The 13,846-nt window shown below is 69.8% G+C and carries 11 protein-coding genes; 3 read left to right on the plus strand and 8 right to left on the minus strand.

The window, feature by feature from the left end; translation table 11 throughout:
• Positions 1–76: 76 nt before the first annotated feature.
• A complete protein-coding gene (locus AB0H78_RS30540) occupies positions 77–439 on the plus strand; it encodes a (2Fe-2S) ferredoxin domain-containing protein (protein WP_363237897.1) in 363 nt (120 codons plus the stop codon).
• Between the two features lie 4 nt (positions 440–443).
• On the opposite strand, the gene AB0H78_RS30545 is transcribed toward AB0H78_RS30540, so the two are convergent.
• The 4 genes from AB0H78_RS30545 to AB0H78_RS30560 form a co-directional block, all read right to left on the minus strand.
• Positions 444–1,490, minus strand: coding sequence for a LacI family DNA-binding transcriptional regulator (locus AB0H78_RS30545; protein ID WP_363237898.1), 1,047 nt, complete (start codon positions 1,488–1,490; stop codon positions 444–446).
• 66 nt (positions 1,491–1,556) lie between these two features.
• A complete protein-coding gene (locus tag AB0H78_RS30550; RefSeq protein WP_363237899.1) occupies positions 1,557–3,986 on the minus strand; it encodes a glycoside hydrolase family 3 C-terminal domain-containing protein in 2,430 nt (809 codons plus the stop codon).
• A 116-nt stretch (positions 3,987–4,102) separates the two neighbouring features.
• Positions 4,103–5,851 carry a discoidin domain-containing protein gene (locus AB0H78_RS30555; protein ID WP_363237900.1) on the minus strand — a complete coding sequence of 583 codons (1,749 nt, stop codon included), beginning with the start codon at positions 5,849–5,851 and terminating at the stop codon, positions 4,103–4,105.
• Between the two features lie 144 nt (positions 5,852–5,995).
• Positions 5,996–7,090, minus strand: coding sequence for a DUF1996 domain-containing protein (locus AB0H78_RS30560; protein ID WP_363237901.1), 1,095 nt, complete (start codon positions 7,088–7,090; stop codon positions 5,996–5,998).
• A gap of 338 nt (positions 7,091–7,428) precedes the next feature.
• Here AB0H78_RS30560 and AB0H78_RS30565 point away from each other — a divergent pair, with 338 nt between their 5' ends.
• Positions 7,429–9,240, plus strand: a complete 1,812-nt coding sequence (locus tag AB0H78_RS30565; protein WP_363237902.1) for a coagulation factor 5/8 type domain-containing protein — start codon at positions 7,429–7,431, stop codon at positions 9,238–9,240.
• Between the two features lie 37 nt (positions 9,241–9,277).
• Here AB0H78_RS30565 and AB0H78_RS30570 read toward each other — a convergent pair whose 3' ends face one another.
• The 3 genes from AB0H78_RS30570 to AB0H78_RS30580 all read right to left on the minus strand — a co-directional run bounded on the left by AB0H78_RS30570 (position 9,278) and on the right by AB0H78_RS30580 (position 12,006).
• Positions 9,278–9,787, minus strand: a complete 510-nt coding sequence (locus tag AB0H78_RS30570; protein ID WP_363237903.1) for an SRPBCC family protein — start codon at positions 9,785–9,787, stop codon at positions 9,278–9,280.
• Positions 9,788–9,858: 71 nt separating this feature from the next.
• Entirely contained in the window at positions 9,859–11,451 is a 1,593-nt protein-coding gene (locus AB0H78_RS30575) for a molybdopterin-dependent oxidoreductase (protein WP_363237904.1), read from the minus strand.
• A 78-nt stretch (positions 11,452–11,529) separates the two neighbouring features.
• Positions 11,530–12,006 (minus strand): peroxiredoxin, encoded by a 477-nt coding sequence (locus AB0H78_RS30580; RefSeq protein WP_363237905.1) that lies wholly within the window; start codon positions 12,004–12,006, stop codon positions 11,530–11,532.
• A 153-nt stretch (positions 12,007–12,159) separates the two neighbouring features.
• On the opposite strand from AB0H78_RS30580, the gene AB0H78_RS30585 reads away from it, so the two are divergent.
• Positions 12,160–12,807, plus strand: coding sequence for a fasciclin domain-containing protein (locus AB0H78_RS30585; RefSeq protein ID WP_363237906.1), 648 nt, complete (start codon positions 12,160–12,162; stop codon positions 12,805–12,807).
• A 2-nt stretch (positions 12,808–12,809) separates the two neighbouring features.
• Here the strand turns inward: AB0H78_RS30585 and AB0H78_RS30590 are convergent, their stop codons facing one another.
• Positions 12,810–13,832 (minus strand): TolB-like translocation protein, encoded by a 1,023-nt coding sequence (locus AB0H78_RS30590; protein WP_363237974.1) that lies wholly within the window; start codon positions 13,830–13,832, stop codon positions 12,810–12,812.
• Between the last annotated feature and the right edge of the window lie 14 nt (positions 13,833–13,846).

Genomic DNA, 13,846 nt, shown 5'->3' on the forward strand with positions numbered 1-13,846 from the left:
ACCGCGCCCTCATGCGGAACCCGCCGGAACTCCACCGGCGGGTTCCGCATGTCCCCCTCCGGAAGGCCCCTTCTCCATGCCCACGGTCACTGTCTGCCGCGACTGCTGCTGCGGCTCAGCCACCAAAGTCCCCTATCTGGATCACGAGGCCCAACTGGCCGACCTGCGCTCATCGTTGGAGGGCGCGGCAAGGGTCCGCAGGGTCGACTGCCTCGATGCGTGCGAGCGTGCCAACGTCGTGGTCGTCCAGCCCTCGCCCGAGGGCCGCCGGGCCGGAGGCCGTCCCGTCTGGCTCGGCCTGGTGAACGACCGCGACGCCACCGCCGACATCACCGACTGGGTGCACAGAGGCGGCCCCGGCATCGCGGAGCCGCCCGAGATCCTCAGCCTCTACGTCTTCAAGCCCTCGCGCCGCATCCAGCGCGAGCTCGACCGCTGACTCGTCACGCCGACTCCCGTACCACCAGCTCCGGTTCGAAGATCACCGAAGTGGGTTCGGTACGGGTCCCCTCGACGACCTCCTGGAGGAGCTGCGCCATCGTCGCGGCCATCTCCTCCACCGGCTGACGCACCGTGGTCAGCTGCGGCGTGCAGGTGACCGCGACGGACGAGTCGTCGAAACCGACCACGGCCACGTCCTCGGGCACCCGCCTGCCCTGCTCCCTGAGGACCTGGCACACGCCCTGGGCCATGAGGTCGTTGGCCGCGAACACCCCGTCGATATCGGGGTGTTCGCCCAGCAGCCGGGCCATGGCCCGCGCCCCGCTGTCGAGTGTGAACCCGCCCTCGGCGATCGGTACGTACGGGATACCGCCGCGCTCCATCCCGTCGCGGAAACCGGCGAGCCGCTCCTGGCCCGCGGGCAGGTCCAGCGGGCCCGACACGGTGGCCACTCTGCGCCGCCCACGCTCCAGCAGGTACTCGGCGGCGATCCGGCCGCCGTTGCGATGCGCCAGGTCGACGTAGCTGACCGGCGCGGGCAGTGCGGGGCGGGCGAAGCACACGGTCGGCAGGTGCTCGGCGGCGAGCAGCGCGGGCAGCGGGTCCTCGGCGTGCGTGGAGACGACGAGAGCGCCGTCCGCGCTGCCCTGGCGCAGGTATCCCACGACCTGCTGCCGTGCGCTCTCGGTCTCGGCGAACATCAGCACCGGGTGCATCGAGCGCGGCCGGAGATAGCCGACCACCCCGCTCACGACACGTCCGAAGAACGGGTCGGCGAACACCCGGGCGGCGAAGGCGTTCTGTCCGCCGTCCCCCTCGGCCTCGTCACCCGCTCCGGAGACCACCAGCGCTATGGTCTCCGCCCGTCGGGTCACCAGGGACCTGGCCGCCCGGTTGGGGGCGTAGCCGGTCCGGTCGATCGCCTGGCGCACCTGGTCCTGGATGAGCGGATCCACGTTCCGTACGCCGTTGATGACCCTGGACACCGTGGCACGCGAGACGCCCGCCTCCCGTGCCACGTCCTCCAGGGTCGGCAGCTGTCTGTTCATTCCCGCACCCTAACTGTCCTGGTCCGGGGAGCGGTATGGAGCGCTCTCCCCGGCTCGATGCCCTGCTCAGCGGCGCTCTTCGAGGTGGATGTCCGCCCCGAGGGGAAGGTCCGCGGCGGACCTGCCGGCGCACACCCGGTACACCCCCGATTCCGTACGCCAGCCCTGCTCGTCGGGCGACCAGTGCCGCAGCGCACGGCCGGGGACGGTCACCTCGGCGGTCACCGTCTCCCCCGGGGCGCACTCCACCGACGCGTACCCGGCCAGCCACCGCACCGGGCGCTCCACCTGCGATTCGGGCCTGGCCAGATAGACCTGCACCACCTCCTTTCCCGTACGGCGACCGGTGTTGCGCAGCCGGACCCGGACGGCGAAGGATTCCGCGGGACGTGTCGCGCGCGGCACGTCGAGCGCCTCGTACTCCCAGGTCGTGTAGCCGAGGCCGTGTCCGAACCAGTACGCGGGCCGGCCGCCCGAGCGCAGCCAGGCCCGGTGGCCGATGTGCAGTCCTTCCTCGTACGTCAGGACTCCGTCCTCGGGCAGCGTCCGGCTGACGGGTACGTCGCCCAGGCGCGCACCCCAGGTCGTCGGCAGGCGCCCGCCGGGTTCCGCCTCCCCGAACAGCACGTCGGCGAGGCCCGCACCCGCCTCCTGCCCGGGGAACCAGGTCAGGAGCACGGCGCCCGTCTCCTCGCGCCACGGGAGTTCCACCGGGCCGCCGGCGTTGACGACGGCCACCGTGCGCGGGTTGGCCGCGGCCACAGCGGCGACGAGGGCGTCCTGGTGGCCGGGGAGGGCGAGCGAGGTCCGGTCGTACCCCTCGGACTCGCTGCCCTCGGTGGTGCCGACCACCACGACGACCGCGTCCGCGTCCCTGGCGGCGGCGACGGCCTCGGCCAGCGCGGCGGCCGGGTCGGGGGCGGGCGGTGCGGCGGTCACGAGGGTGGCGCGTCCGGTGTCCGGGGCCAGTTCGCGGCGGGCGACCACGTGCACCGCGTGTCCGCGCGTCAGGCTCGTCCGTCCGTAGTGGCACGGCGGTGCGACGTGCACCACGGCCGGGTCGTCGGTCAGCCGGGGGAAGTCGTCGTCGATCAGGGTGTGTCCGTCGACGGTGAGCCGCAGCGTCCCGAAGCCGCCGATCCCGAAGGTCCACTCGCCGCCGGTGTCGGGCCGCAGAAGCGCGCTGATCTCCACGGTGTGGGCTCCGGGGACCAGAGTCGGTTCCAACAGGCGCCCGGACTCCCGGTGTTCGCCGTACAGTTCGCGTCCTCCCGCGTCCAGTACGCGCAGAAGCACGCCGGGGTCGCCGGTCCGTGGGTCCACACAGCGGGAGGTGTCGAGCGGCAGCGGCTCGGTCCCTGCGGACGGGCCGGGGACGTGGACCACTCGGGCGCGGCCGCGCAGTTTCGCGCGTATGCCTTCGAGGGGGGTGACGACGCGCGTGGGGAAGACGCCTGCGCTGCCGCCGCCCTGGGACCTGGGCTGCGTGGCGTGCACGCCGATCACGGCGATGGTGCCCAACTCGGCTGTACTGAAAGGCAGTACGCCTTCGTTGCGCAACAGGACGGAGCCCGCGGCGACGGCTTCACGCAGCAGACGTCGTGGCCGGACGGGCACGGGCGGCGGTGCGAGCTCCGGTTCGCCCAGCGCGCCGACCCGCGCCGCCAGGCGCAGCAGTCGGGCGACCTTGTCGTCAATGGCCTCCACGGGCACCTCGCCGCACTCCACAGCCCGCTGGAGGCGCTCGCCCCATACGCCCTCGGGGCCCGGCATCGCCAGGTCCTGGGCGGCGAGCGCGGTCTCGACGGTGGTGCGTACGGCACCCCAGTCGGACACGACGAGGCCGTCGAAGCCCCACTCCCCCTTGAGGGGTTCGGCGAGCAGCGGGTTGGCGGTCATCGTGGAGCCGTTGACGCCGTTGTATCCGGACATCACGGCCCACACCCCGGCCTCGACGGCAGCCTCGAACGGTGCCAGATACACCTCGCGCAGGGCGCGTTCCCCGACGCGGACATCGACCGTCAGCCGGTCGGTCTCCGCATCGTTGGCGACGTAGTGCTTGGCGGTGGCGGCCACGCCGTGCGCCTGGATCCCGCGGACGAGCGCGGCCCCCGTACGCCCGGCCAGTTCCGGATCCTCCGACAGGCACTCGAAGTGGCGGCCGCCCAGGGGCGAGCGGTGGAGGTTCAGGGTCGGCGCAAGGACGATGTGCACGCCCTTGCGCCGGGCCTCCTGGGCGAGCAGTCCCCCGAGCCGCTCGGCCATCGCCTCGTCCCACATCGCGCCGAGCGCCGAGGCGGAGGGCAGGAGCGCCGAGGTCCTGCGCTCGTCCCACGCCTCGCCCCGTACGCCGGCGGGGCCGTCCGAGGCCACCAGCTCCCCCAGGCCCACGGCCTGTTCCGGGTGGGTGCGCCAGGTGGTGGCCCCGGTCAGCAGCCGGACCTTCTGCACCAGGCCCAGCTTCTCCACCAGACGTGCGATCTCTTCGTCGGTCATCCTCGTCCCCTCCCCTGCAGCGCTCCCGGAGAGCGCTCTCCACAGCATCGGGAACGTCGGTGATCCATGTCAATGCGCACACGCCATGCCGGCCGGCCGGGCCGCGCGCGGACGGATCAGCTGTAGATGCCGAACTCGTAGAGCGAATAGCCGTATCCGGTGCCACGCGCCGTGCCGTTCACCCGGACGTAGCGGCCCGTGCCGCTCACGTCGAAGTCGTCGACTCCGCCGTTGCCGTTGGCCTCCTCATGGACGGTCTTCCAGTTCTGGCCGTCGTCGGAGGTCTGGATCGTGTAGGCCTTCGCATACGAGGTCTCCCAGTTGAGCTGCACATGCTTGAAGCTCCGACTGGTGCCGAGGTCGACCCGGAGCCACTGCGGGTCGCTCCAGTCGCTGGCCCAGCGGGTCTCGTTCTTTCCGTCGACGGCGTTGGCCGCGGGGCACGGGCAGTCGCCGCTCCCGGGCTGGTACGTGGAGGCCGTCGCGGTCTTGCCCACGGCGATGTTCGTGCCGTTCACCGGCGGCGGGACCACCCGCACAGAGCGCGTCTCCACGCCCACGTTGCCCTTCCCGTCGGTGGCCTTGACATAGACCTTCCAGACGCCGGGCCGGTCGGGCGCGGTGATCCTGAGCTTGCCTCCGCCGAGGTCGGTCACCGGGACGGGGGTGAGGGCCTTGTTCTGGTCGATGTAGTTGCTGTTGACCAGGACCTCGTAGGAGATCTGGTCGCCGTCGGGGTCGCTCACCTGGGTGTCGAGGGTGAGGGCGCCGCCTGCGGGGACCTTGGCCGCGTCGCCGTCGACGCTCATCGACGCGATGACGGGCGGGGTGTTGTCGCGGCTGGTGTCGGCGCCGTACGCCTTCTTCACCGCGTAGTACGAGAGCCTCTTCTGGCCTGCGGGCAGGAGGTTGAACCAGATGCCACCGAAGTCGTACTCGGTGCCGTAGTGGAACATCGTGGCGCCGAGCGCGACGCCCTTGTGCCCGGTGACGCAGTTCCAGGCCTTGGTGTAGCCGGCCGCCTTGGCCTGGTCGGTGGGCTCCTCGGGCACTCCGTTGGCGTCGTCGGGGACCTCCCACTCGCCCGCGGGACCGGTCTCGGTGACGATGTACGGCTTGGTGTAACCGCCCTGCTCCCAGGCCGCTTTCACATCGCAGACGGCGTTGTAGGAGTTGACCGCGTACAGGTCGAGGTCAGGGGCGTTCTTCTTGTAGTAGGGCCAGGCGCCGACCCATGCGTCGGTCGAGGTCACGGGGTGGTTCGGGTCGACCGCGTGGATCTTCTTGGTGATGTCGTTGACGAGGGTCGTGTAGGCGTCGCGCTGCTTCTCCAGCTCGTCGCCGCTGTAGCAGTTCTGCAGGCCGAGCACCGATTCGTTGCCGACGTTCCACATCAGCACACCGGGGTTGTCCTTGTAGGTGTCCACCCACTTGGGGAACTCGGCGAGCATCTGATTTTTGTAGTCGGTGTCCGTCAAGTAATTGACACAACCGCCGCTGCCCGGCCCGCCGCCCGGCTGCAGCCAGAAGCCCGCGATGACCTTCACGCCGTGGCTCGCGGCGGAGTCCAGGAGCGGTTTGCTGGAGGCGTCGGTGCCCCAGGTGCGGATGGTGTTGACGCCCATCGACTGCAGATCGGGCATGTACGTTTCGGCATCGGCTACGGAGGGCCCCCAGGTCAGGCCCTTGATCTGGTACGGGGAACCGTTGACGCTCAACTCCCAGTTGCCCTGCGATCCCGTCACCTTGACCACCGTGCCCGCGGCCTGAGCGTGCTGGGCGGGCAGGGCGAGCGCGCCTGCCGCGAGCAGGCCCGCGGTGAGCGGTGCCGCGACGCGACGACGGGTTGCTTGGGGTCTGTACATGCCGAATCTCCTTGTGTGGGGGGACGGGGGTCGTGCCGGAAGTGGGGGGGTGCGCCCGATCGGATCAGGGAGAGCGCTCCCCGGGACCGCTGCCGCAGAGCGCGGAACCGTCCCGGGAAGACGCCGGTCAGACACTGCTCCCGGTCAGGGGAGTTCGTACCTCTCGTTGAGCGCGGCTCCGGCCTCGGGGTGGTTCTGGTCGTAGCCACGCGGGTCGCACTGCAGTCCTCCGACGACGCAGTGGTCCACCATCGCCTTCAGCGTGCGGTCGTCCCACGCGTTGAAGAAGTCGTAGTGGAAGGAGTGGCCGGTCCCGCTCGCGAGCCTGACCTGCGAGAGGTCGCCGTTGACGGGGAAGGCCATCTTGAACTCGATCATCGGCAGAGCCACCGGGTGGTCCGCCGGGCAGGCGTTGTTGTTCGTGCCGGGAACCACGATCGGGTAGGCCATGTGGCTCTTGTGGTCCGGCGTGTCCAGGTACTTGCCGTCCCAGCAACTCGGTGCCTGGAAACGGATGTTGAGCTGGGTGTCCTGCGAAGTGGGGCAGTTCTGCGGGATCTCGGTGTTGAAGTAGCTGGTGCCGCACTCCCATCCCTCGACAAAACCGGGGTGATGGCGGAACTCGTCCGCGGTCTGCATCGGACTGCCGACGACGAACCGCAGCCCCTTCGGGAAGGGCCTGACGCTCGTGTAGTCGGTGACACCGGCCTTGTAGTAGATGGTCTGCTCGCCGACGGGGAGCACCGGAGTGTTGCCCTTGAGCAGGGTGGGCATCCAGTACCCGGACTTGTCACCGGGTGCCAGACAGCTGGTGGAACCGGAGTTCAGGGAGGCCGTGGTGCTGTTGGCGTCCGTGGTCGTGTTCCCCATGAAGGTGTGGTCGTGCGACTTGCCGGGCTGACCCGGGTAGACGATCGGGTCGTCCGGCTTGTGGTGCGTCACCGTGCAGTGCGCCTGGAACTCGTGGAAGTACGCGTGGGGCGGCTCCTTCGTGGACGGGTCTACGCCGGTGACCGGCGGGTTCGCGGGGATGTAGCCGTCACCGTCCGGGTCGTCCCCGGAGGCGACGGTGGACGCGGCCATGACGTGACCCGCGTGCGCCGCCGCCGGTTGCGCGGCCGAACTCTTCGGATCCTGGGCCGCATTGGCGTTCATCGCCATGCCGCCCACGCCGAGCGAGGTCAGCAGGAGCGCGCCGGATATCAGGAACCCTGAGACGATCTTCGATCTCCGTGCCATGGAGACCTCCTGCCATGTCAGTACGGAACCTCGAGGGGGGTTGGAGGCGGTCCCAGGAGGCCGTGTACGCACCCGGGGACCGCCTTTGGGGGGTGCGCTCTCATCCAGCGAGGCGTTCGGGAGAGCGCTCTCCCTGCCCGGAGTGTTCCGGCGATGACGCGACCGTGTCAAGAGTCGATGAACGTCTCGTTAAGAGCCGTTGTCGCCAACTCCCGTAAAACTTCAAGGACTCTGGGCTCAACTCTTGACGCATCGTTCACACAGATGAAGCATTCGACCGCAAGAGAGCGCTCCCAGCTGTTTCATTCGTTCAAGTTCTGAACCAGGAGAGCCATCACATGTTCACTCCCCCCACGGAGAGTTCGACCCCCCGCACGGTCCGGTCCCCCCAACGCAGGACGGTGCTCGGCGCGATAGCGGTGGCGGCCGCCGCGCCGGCGATCGCGTCCCTCACCACCCCCGCTTCGGCGGATCCCTCCCCGCGGACCGCAGCCGCCGACGCCCTGCCCGGTGGCGGCGACCTCGGCCCGAACGTGATCGTCTTCGATCCCTCCACCGCCGGCATCCAGACGAAACTCGACGACATCTTCAAGCAGCAGGAGTCCGCCCAGTTCGGCACCGGACGCTATGCGCTGCTGTTCAAGCCGGGCACGTACAACGGCCTCAACGCCCAACTCGGCTTCTACACCTCGATCGCCGGCCTGGGCCTCTCCCCCGACGACACGACGATCAACGGGGACGTGACGGTCGACGCGGGCTGGTTCAACGGCAACGCCACCCAGAACTTCTGGCGCTCCGCCGAGAACCTCGCGCTCAAGCCGGTCAGCGGGACCAACCGGTGGGCCGTCGCGCAGGCCGCCCCGTTCCGCCGTATGCACATCAAGGGCGATCTCAATCTCGCCCCCAACGGCTACGGCTGGGCGAGCGGCGGCTACATCGCCGACTCCCGGATCGACGGCGCGGTCAACCCCTACTCCCAGCAGCAGTGGTACACCCGCGACAGCACGATAGGCGGCTGGGGCAACGCCGTCTGGAACATGGTGTTCTCCGGCGTCGAGGGCGCACCCGGGCAGAGCTTCCCCACCCCGCCGTACACCACGCTCGACACGACACCCGTATCCCGCGAGAAGCCGTTCCTGTACCTCGACGGCGCCGAGTACAAGGTGTTCCTGCCCGAGCAGCGGACCAACGCGCGGGGCACGACCTGGGGCTCCGGCACACCGCGCGGCACCTCACTGCCCCTGAGCCAGTTCTACGTGGCGCAGCCCGGCGTCTCCGCCGCCACACTCAACGCCGCACTGGCCCAAGGCCTCAATCTCCTTCTGACGCCGGGCATCTACCACCTCGACGCCTCTGTCCAGGTGGACCGCGCGGGCGCTGTCGTCCTCGGTCTGGGCTACGCCACCCTGATCCCCGACAACGGTGTCACCGCGATGAAGGTGGCCGACGTCGACGGAGTGCGGCTCGCCGGATTCCTCATCGACGCGGGCCCGGTCAACTCCCCGACCCTGCTGGAGATCGGGCCGCAGGGCGCCTCGACGGACCACTCGGCCAACCCGATCACCGTGCAGGACGTGTTCGTCCGCATCGGCGGCGCCGGCGCGGGCAAGGCCACCACCAGCATCGTCGTCAACAGCCGTCACACCATCGTCGACCACACCTGGATCTGGCGGGCGGACCACGGCGAGGGCGTGGGCTGGGAGACCAACCGCGCCGACTACGGATTCGTCGTCAACGGCGACGACGTGCTGGCCACCGGCCTGTTCGTCGAGCACTTCAACAAGTACGACGTCCACTGGCTCGGTGAGCGTGGACGCACGGTCTTCTTCCAGAACGAGAAGGCGTACGACGCCCCGAACCAGGCCTCGGTCCAGGACGGAAACGTCAAAGGATTCGCCGCGTACAAGGTCGCCGACTCCGTGACCGCCCACGAAGGATGGGGACTTGGCAGCTACTGCAACTTCACCTCCGACTCCACGATCCGCCAGGACCACGGCTTCGCGGCACCGAACACACCGGGAGTGAAGTTCCACGACCTGCTGGTCGTCTCGCTCGGTGGCATGGGCCAGTACGAGCACGTCATCAACGACATCGGCGCCGCCACTTCGGGGACGACGACCGTGCCCTCCAATGTGGTCTCCTACCCCTGATCCGGAGCAGGCGTGAAGGCCCGTGCCCCATCCCGTCTCAGGGGTGGGGCACGGCCTCCAACTCCCGTTTGATCCCGTTCAGGGTCCGGTCGATGTTGCCGACCTGGAACGCCGCGAAGGTCTTTCCGCCGGTGGCGATACGGTCGAAGGCATTGGCCACCACCGTCGGCCAGGAGCGGCGGTCGTCGGTCCAGGTCTCCGTCACCCGGGTCGCCGCGCCCTCCGCTTCGAAGCGGTACTGCCAGGTGGCGATACGCGACCGGAGCCGTGGGTGCTTGAGCCCGATCGCGTGCACGCGGAAGGCGAAGACCCTGCCCGGATCCGCCTCGGTGACCGTGCAGCGGGTGGTCCAGCGGAAGGCGCCGCGTTTGTTGTGCCCTTCGAAGACCACGCCCACGCCCGCCGGAGCGTCGGGTTCGGGGAGGGTGGCCCCGAGGTTCTCCGGGCTCCAGCGCCCCATCTGTGCGGGTCGGCTGATCTGCTCGTACACCGCTGAAGGTGACGCCTCGACCAGGATGCTGCGGGAGACGGTGAACGTACGGGCCATGACAACTCCGATCCTCGGCCCATGACCCTACTAGCCGGTAAGGAAGTTGTCATGGGTGCCGGTTCAACGGCTCAGTCGACGGTGACGACCACCGAGTGCCAGCCGCTCGCGCCGTCGGGAATGGTGCGGGTCCGCTTCTCCGTCTGCGTGGTGCCCGTGCGGTCGGTGGCCCGGACGGTCAGCGTGTGCCCTCCGCGTGTCGCCGCCCACGGAAAGGACCACTGGCGCCAGGTGTCGCTGGTGTCCTCGGCGGCCAGGTCCGCCTGCTGCCACGGGCCGTCGTCCACCCGGACCTCGACCTTGTCGATGCCCCGGTGCTGGGCCCAGGCCACCCCGGCGACCATCACGTTCCCGGCTGCGGGCCGGGCGAAAGGCTTGGGGGTGTCGATACGGGACTCGGTCTTGATCGGCGCCCGTTGGGCCCAGTCCCGCTGCACCCAGTACGGGTCGTAGGCGTCGAACGTGGTCAGCTCGATGTCCTTGATCCATTTGCAGGCGGACACGTAGCCGTAGAGCCCGGGGACCACCATCCGCACCGGGAAGCCGTGTTCGAAGGGAAGCGGCTGTCCGTTCATGCCGAGCGCGAGCATCGCGTCGCGCCCGTCCATCACGTCCTCGACCGGGCTGCCGATCGTCATCCCGTCCACGGACCGCGCCACCAGCTGGTCGGCGGGGCCGCCCTTGGACGGGGGCCGCACACCGCAGCTTTCCAGCAGGTCGGCCAGTCGTACACCGATCCAGCGCGCATTGCCCACATACGGTCCACCGACTTCATTGGACACGCAGGTCAGCGTGATGTTGCGTTCGATCAAGGGCATGCGGAGCAGGTCGGCGAAGGACACCTTCAACTCGCGGGTGACACCCTTTCCGTGGATGCGCAGGCTCCAGGTGCCGGCGTCGACCTTGGGCACCACCAGAGCGGTGTCGACCCGGTAGAAGTCGCCGTTGGGTGTCATGAACGGGCTGACGCCCTTGACCCGCAGAGCCGCACCCCGGGGTACCGGGGCCGCCGCAGAAGCGGGCGCCGGCAGGACGATGCGGCCGCGGGAGGCGACCGCACTCTGGCCTTTGTTCCCGTTCAGGGACCGGCCCAGCAGGCCCGCCCCCGTCGAGGCGACGGCGGCGGCCGTGGCGGCGATGACGAATCCGCGGCGGTCCCAGTCGGGTTCGGAGGGGACTGCCCCGACCGGCGCGGCGGGCCGCAGCCGCCCGGTCAGCCAGTACAGCAGCCCCGCGCCCACCACCGCTCCGACGACCGAGGGCAGGGCGTCGGTGACGCTCGTGGAGTCGGGGCGGCTCGTCGCGGCGAGTGCGCCGACGACACCGAACAGCAGGACACCGGCGGACCCGATACGCCGGTAGCGGGCGGCCAGCACGCCGAGGACGACGGCGAGGAGCGTCAGAACGGCGAGAATACCGAGCTGCAGGACGAGTTTGTCGTTCGTCCCGAAGTGCCGGATCGCCCAGTCCTTCACCGCCGGTGGCGTCCGGTCGATGGCGGCGCCGCCCACCGCGACGATCGGTCCTGATTCGGGACGGAGTGCGGCGGAGACCAGTTCTGCCACCGCCAGCGCCGCGTATCCCGCCAGCAGGCCGCTCAATGCGCCCAGCCCTGCGAGCCGCCACTTCTTCCGGGGTGCGGATGTCCTCAGTTCGTTGCTCACACCGAACTATCCGTTTCCGCGCGGGCGCCGGATTGGTTCCTCCACCCATTCGGACCTCAGCGAGATCTCGGAGAGAGCTCAGAGAGCGGCGAGACGCTCCGTCAGCGTGTCGAGCTTCTGGTACCTCGCGCCGAGCAGGGCGACGTGCTTCCAGTGGAGCGTGCCGTCCGGGGCGATCAGGAAGACCGACCGCCGGACCCCGATCCCGGGCGCCGCGATGCCGAACAGACGGGCCACGGCACGGTCGGTGTCGGCGAGCAGCGGCATCCGCAGGCCGTGTGCGAGCGCGAACGCCTCATGGCTGTCCACGTCCTGCGGGCTGATCCCCCACACCTGGGCACCCAGCTCCTCGAACGCCTCGAACCCGCTGGAGTAGGAGCACAGCTGCTTGGTGCAGACGGGGGTGTTGTCGCCGGGGTAGAAGGCGAGCACCAGCGGGCGGCCCCGCTGCGCGGAGAGGTCGTACTCACCCCGTACGAACTCCCCGTCCTTGAGCTCCCCGCCAGGGAGGCTGAACTCGGGTGCGGGCTGTCCGAGCACGGTCGAGGGCGTCATGGCTGGGCTCCAGTTCGTTCGGGGTGGGCTGCTGCCCGGGCGATCGTACGGGGAAGCGGAATTGGTCCGATCGGGTGAGGGACCAAGCCGCCCGGGGGTCGGCTTCGAATCACCGGTGCGAGCGCATCCCGCCCCACCCGCAAGGAGAACACCATGAACAGCAGCATCCGCCTCCGCCGCGTCGCCCTGACCGTGGCCGCGGCAGCCGTCCTTCCCCTGTCGCTGGCCGCCTGTTCCAGCGACAGCAAGGACAGCGCGTCCAGCAGCGAGACCGCGAAGTCCGACGCTCCCAGCGCCAGCGCTTCGGGTGACATGACCAGCACGGACAAGCCGTTCGGTGCGGCCTGTGCGTCGGTCCCCGCGGACGGTGCGGGCAGCTTCGACGGCATGGCGAAGGACCCGGTGGCCACGGCCGCCTCGAACAACCCCGCGCTGTCCACCCTCGTCACCGCGGTGAAGAAGGCCGGCCTGGTCGACACCCTCAACAACGCCCAGAACATCACGGTGTTCGCGCCGACCAACGACGCCTTCGCGAAGATCCCGAAGGCCGACCTCGACAAGGTCCTCAACGACAAGGCGCAGCTCACCAAGATCCTCACGTACCACGTCGTGGGCCAGAAGCTGACGCCCCAGCAGCTGGAGAACGGCTCGTTCGACACCCTGGAGAAGAGCAAGCTCACCACGTCGGGCTCGGGGACCTCCTACAAGGTCAACGACACGTCCAACGTCGTGTGCGGCAACGTCCCCACGGCCAATGCCACCGTCTACATCGTCGACACCGTCCTGATGCCCAAGAGCTGACGTCAGAGGTACGCGGGCGAGAGCGCGGCCCCCGTCACCATGCGGGGGCTGCCCGATCCGTCGGCCGGCACGGAGTACAGGTCTGCGCCGTAGTCACCGGGCAGCGAGTACACCACCGTGCGGCCGTCGCGCCACACGATCTGGTCGTCGACACTGCGCGTCTCGCCGAGCGGCTTTTCGCGCATCGTGCGCAGGTCCAGGACGTACAGCCGCCAGGGGGCATCCACGGACAGTCCGGATACGCGCTTCTTGAAGGCGATCCGGGTGCCGTCGGGTGACAGGGAAGGGCATTCGACGTTGGAGCGCAGGACCGTGAGCGTGCGCGCGGTCAGGTCGCCATGGACCAGGTAGGTCTTTCCGCCGGTCGCCATCGTGGCGTAGAAGTGCTGGTCGTCGGCGAAGGTGATGCCCCAGTAGTTGAGGTCGGCGGCGTGCAGCCGGTGGCCGTCGCGTATCGCGTCGAAGTCCTCCAGGGACGCGTCGAGCCGACCGGTGCGGGTGTCGAGCACGGCCGTGCGGGTGGAGAAGTTGGTGCCCGCGTACGAGTCGCCGCCGACGAAGACCGTCCATGCCACGAGGTGCCCGCTCGGTGAGACCCGCGCCCTGGTGGGGATACCGGGCAGGGCGTAGTGGGCCCGCTCGTGGAGATTCGCGTCGAGGAGCACGGCACGGTAGCTGTCCTGGACCGCGCCGTGCTCCGCCTGCAGGCAGATCCCGGTGCCGGCGGCGGCGTAGAAGCGCAGGCACTTCACCCCCGATGCGGTGCGCGTCCCGCCAGGGGACCCGGCCGGGACGCTGCTGAGTTCGTCGCGGTGCGGTCCCCACGCCATGTTCCTGAAGACCATCCGCCGCCCGGCCGCCTCCGGGACGAGCGACACCCGCCCGTCCACCACCCGGGGGCCGCCGGGCTGCGCCTGGTCCTTGCGCGCGGCCCGGTCGCTCGCGTGCAGCAGCGTGGTGGCCGCGACGGCCGACAGCGCGAGGACGGCGGCGAGCAGCACGAGGAGTTTCGAGCGGAGTGTCAGCGCGGGCATACGGG

Origin of the sequence: Streptomyces sp. NPDC050738 (assembly GCF_040654175.1) — a bacterium.
Classification (GTDB): domain Bacteria; phylum Actinomycetota; class Actinomycetes; order Streptomycetales; family Streptomycetaceae; genus Streptomyces.